Annotated in this window: 3 protein-coding genes; all 3 read left to right on the plus strand. The window is 43.8% G+C overall.

Annotation, left to right across the window (positions count from 1 at the left end):
- Positions 1–45 precede the first annotated feature (45 nt).
- Entirely contained in the window at positions 46–672 is a 627-nt protein-coding gene (locus AB6E51_RS06925; protein WP_017069898.1) for a bifunctional 4-hydroxy-2-oxoglutarate aldolase/2-dehydro-3-deoxy-phosphogluconate aldolase, read from the plus strand.
- 861 nt (positions 673–1,533) lie between these two features.
- The gene (locus AB6E51_RS06930; protein ID WP_102332113.1) at positions 1,534–3,300 is read left to right on the plus strand and encodes a sodium:solute symporter family transporter; all 1,767 of its coding nucleotides are present in this window, start codon (positions 1,534–1,536) and stop codon (positions 3,298–3,300) included.
- 255 nt (positions 3,301–3,555) lie between these two features.
- On the plus strand, positions 3,556–4,320 hold the full coding sequence (locus AB6E51_RS06935; protein WP_017067326.1) for a transporter substrate-binding domain-containing protein: 765 nt from the start codon (positions 3,556–3,558) through the stop codon (positions 4,318–4,320).
- Positions 4,321–4,395: the final 75 nt, after the last annotated feature.

The following is a 4,395-nucleotide window of genomic DNA, read 5'->3' on the forward strand; positions in this document are numbered from 1 at the left end:
TTGCTTAGTTGAAAGCAAGCCCACATTTAACGTGAGAAAGAATTCATGACGACATTAAATGAACAACTAGCAAACCTAAAAGTAATTCCTGTAATCGCTATCAACCGTGCTGAAGACGCTATCCCTCTAGGTAAAGCACTTGTTGAAAACGGCATGCCATGTGCAGAAATCACGCTACGTACAGAATGTGCAATCGAAGCGATTCGCATCATGCGTAAAGAATTCCCAGACATGCTAATTGGTTCAGGTACTGTACTGACTAACGAGCAAGTTGATGCATCTATCGAAGCTGGCGTTGATTTCATCGTAAGCCCAGGTTTCAACCCGCGCACTGTTCAATACTGTATCGATAAGGGTGTTGCAATCGTACCGGGTGTTAACAACCCAAGCCTAGTGGAACAAGCAATGGAAATGGGCCTTCGCACGTTGAAGTTCTTCCCTGCTGAGCCTTCTGGTGGTACTGGCATGCTTAAAGCACTAACAGCGGTTTACCCTGTTAAATTTATGCCTACTGGTGGCGTAAGCTTGAAGAATGTTGATGAATACCTATCGATCCCTTCTGTACTTGCGTGTGGCGGTACTTGGATGGTTCCAACTAACCTTATCGACGAAGGTAAGTGGGACGAACTAGGCAAGCTGGTTCGTGACGCAGTTGATCACGTTAACGCTTAATCTATTTTAGATTGAGTGATGAAGCCTCACCTCGGTGGGGCTTTTTGTTATCTGGCGTTTATTGCGCTGACTAACCGTAAAACACGCTCAATCAACATTATGTTTCCCCCACACCTTATCGCCTTTCTCTCTATGGGCTCGTCCAGCTCCGCGACTAAGACAGGCAATAACAAGTAATGTAAGCTTTCAATCGACTTCAGCACGCATCTAACGAAGCGTTACTGGTGCCCCCTATCGCCTATCCAGCTTCTTATCCAGCCCCTTACCCAGCAATGTTCCTTTTCGATACGTCATCAAGCATCTCTCATGGCATGCACTGAAGACCACAATAGACAAAGTGCACCGCAAAATGTGTCCCGTCCGTCCAGTTTAACGCCCACTCAGTGACAAAAATTCCAAATATGCACCTCTATGGCACGAAAAAATGAATAAATAGCATAGAAAGGCTACAGAGCCGCAGACAAATACAAAATAGCGAAGTGAAAACAATGAGCTACACTTGAAATCCCAATACAGAATTTTTCAGTATAGAGTTCCAAATTAACGTGAATGTCGTCGCACAACACACCAATTTGTAGCACATTTGTTACGGTTATAATTAAAATCTTATAGATACGGCAAAGTAAGCGCTTTTGTTTATATTGTAATACATATAAACATTTAACCCTCAATTTATTTTAGATCTCAAACAAAATACACTCACATTTAAATTCAATTAAAACAAATACTTATATAACCACGTGTTAGAGGCCGAAAAATCAATGCGACCTAGATCATACTAAAGACATATTGTAGTACAAATAAACCTTGAGACGCGTTAATCTAAGCCCAGTTAATTATGATATTTAAAAGGCTGAAAAGATGACTATTGATACTTTTGTTGTTCTCGCCTACTTCTTCTTTTTAATCGCGATTGGTTGGATGTTCCGTAAGTTCACCACCTCTACAAGTGATTACTTCAGAGGGGGCGGCAAAATGTTGTGGTGGATGGTTGGTGCAACTGCCTTCATGACACAATTTTCAGCATGGACGTTTACAGGTGCCGCAGGACGCGCATTCAATGACGGTTTCGTTATTGTAATCCTATTCTTAGCCAATGCTTTTGGCTACTTCATGAACTATATGTACTTCGCTCCAAAGTTCCGCCAACTTCGTGTGGTAACGGCGATCGAAGCTATTCGTCAGCGCTTTGGTAAAACGTCTGAACAGTTCTTCACATGGGCAGGTATGCCGGACAGCCTTATCTCTGCAGGTATCTGGCTAAACGGTCTAGCTATCTTTGTAGCAGCGGTATTCAACATCCCAATGGAAGCTACCATTGTGGTAACGGGTATGGTTCTAGTATTGATGGCAGTAACCGGCGGCTCTTGGGCGGTTGTTGCTTCTGACTTCATGCAAATGCTTGTAATCATGGCCGTGACAATCACTTGTGCGGTAGCAGCTTACTTCCACGGTGGCGGCTTAACTAACATTGTTGCTAACTTCGACGGCGACTTCATGTTAGGTAACAACCTAAACTACATGAGCATCTTCATCCTTTGGGTTGTATTCATCTTCGTGAAGCAGTTCGGTGTAATGAACAACAGCATCAACGCATACCGTTACCTATGTGCAAAAGACAGTGAAAACGCACGTAAAGCGGCAGGCCTAGCATGTATCCTTATGGTTATTGGTCCACTAATTTGGTTCCTACCACCTTGGTACGTTAGTGCATTCATGCCTGAGTTCGCTGAGCAATACACATCAATGGGTGACAAAGCCGGTGATGCTGCTTACCTAGCATTCGTACAGAACGTAATGCCAGCAGGTATGGTTGGTCTTCTTATGTCAGCAATGTTCGCTGCGACAATGTCTTCTATGGATTCAGGTCTGAACCGTAACGCTGGCATCTTTGTAATGAACTTCTACAGCCCGATTCTTCGTCAAAACGCGACTCAGAAAGAGCTGGTTATTGTCAGCAAGCTAACCACTATCATGATGGGTATTATCATCATCGCGATTGGCTTGTTCATTAACTCTCTGCGTCACTTAAGCTTGTTCGATATCGTAATGAACGTAGGTGCGTTAATTGGCTTCCCAATGCTTATCCCTGTACTACTTGGTATGTGGATTCGTAAGACGCCTGACTGGTCTGGTTGGTCTACGCTAATCGTTGGTGGCTTCGTTTCTTACATCTTCGGTATCTCGCTTCAAGCAGAAGACATCGAGCACCTATTTGGTCTAGAAACAGCGCTTACTGGCCGTGAATGGAGCGACTTGAAAGTGGGTCTTAGCCTAGCTGCTCACGTAGTGTTTACTGGTGGTTACTTCATCATGACTTCTCGCTTCTACAAAGGCCTATCGCCAGAGCGTGAGAAAGAAGTTGACCAACTATTCACTAACTGGAACACGCCGCTTGTAGCGGAAGGTGAAGAGCAACAAAACCTAGATACTAAACAGCGTTCAATGCTTGGTAAGCTTATCAGCACAGCAGGTTTCGGTATCCTAGCAATGGCTCTGATTCCAAACGAACCAACAGGACGCTTGTTGTTCCTACTATGTGGTTCAATGGTACTAACCGTTGGTATCCTATTGGTTAACGCATCTAAAGCTCCGGCTAAGATGAACAACGAGTCAGTTGCTAAATAGCTAAATAGCTAAATAAGCAGCTAACAAGTTAAACCAAAATGAAGCCCATGTTATTCGATAACATGGGCTTTTTGTTTGTCTTCGGTTTATCAAAACGGAATATGAAACGCACCTCGATCAATGCTCACAAACCATAGAAATACCTATCTCCTGCCCTCGTTTCATCTTCTTTTCCAACCTTTCCAATGGTTTGATCTCTTTCTCTGATTGTTTCTGTTACTTTGAATGACAACACAAACACAACAGACAATTACAATGAAAAAAACATCACTATTACTTGCTTCCATTGCTCTGGCACTTTCTGGTGTCGCACACGCTGACCAGCTAGAAGACATTCAAAAATCAGGTACTCTGCGTGTGGGCACCACAGGTGACTACAAGCCTTTCTCTTACTTCGATGGTAAAAGCTACTCTGGCTACGATATCGACGTTGCACAGCACATCGCGGAACAATTAGGCGTTGAATTGAAGATTGTTCGTACCACATGGAAAGATCTACTGGCCGATCTAGACGACGATAAGTACGACATCGCAATGGGCGGCATTACACGTAAAATGCAGCGTCAGTTAAACGCGGAACAAACTCAAGGCTACATGACCTTTGGTAAGTGTTTCTTGGTTGCAAAAGGCACCGCAGAACAGTACGACAGCATTGAGAAAGTGAACCTCTCTTCTGTTCGTGTGGGCGTGAACATTGGCGGTACTAACGAGATCTTTGCCGACGCGAACTTGCAGAATGCAAGCTTCACACGCTACGAGAACAATCTCGACGTACCGAAAGCAGTAGCAGAAGGCAAAGTTGATGTGATGGTAACAGAAACGCCTGAAGGTCTATTCTATCAAGTAACTGATGAACGTCTTGAAGCGGCACGCTGCGAAACTCCATTCACCAACAGTCAGTTCGGCTATCTGATTCCTAAAGGTGAACAACGTTTGTTGAACACGGTGAACTTCATTATGGATGAGATGAAATTGAAAGGTGTTGAAGAAGAGTTCCTGATCCACAACTCCCTTAAGTAACTCTTTTCAATTTATACCGTAACAAAAAAGAGGCCAGCAATGCTGGCCTCTTTCGTTATGGTTCAATGGTTCGCT

The organism is Vibrio sp. 10N.247.311.47, assembly GCF_041467535.1.
GTDB lineage: Bacteria > Pseudomonadota > Gammaproteobacteria > Enterobacterales > Vibrionaceae > Vibrio > Vibrio crassostreae_C.

What these genes read in the sequence shown, in the direction of transcription:
- AB6E51_RS06925 (WP_017069898.1), top strand. Translation starts at nt 46, where the DNA reads ATGACGACATTAAATGAACAACTAGCAAACCTAAAAGTAATTCCTGTA.
- AB6E51_RS06930 (WP_102332113.1), top strand. Translation starts at nt 1,534, where the DNA reads ATGACTATTGATACTTTTGTTGTTCTCGCCTACTTCTTCTTTTTAATC.
- AB6E51_RS06935 (WP_017067326.1), top strand. Translation starts at nt 3,556, where the DNA reads ATGAAAAAAACATCACTATTACTTGCTTCCATTGCTCTGGCACTTTCT.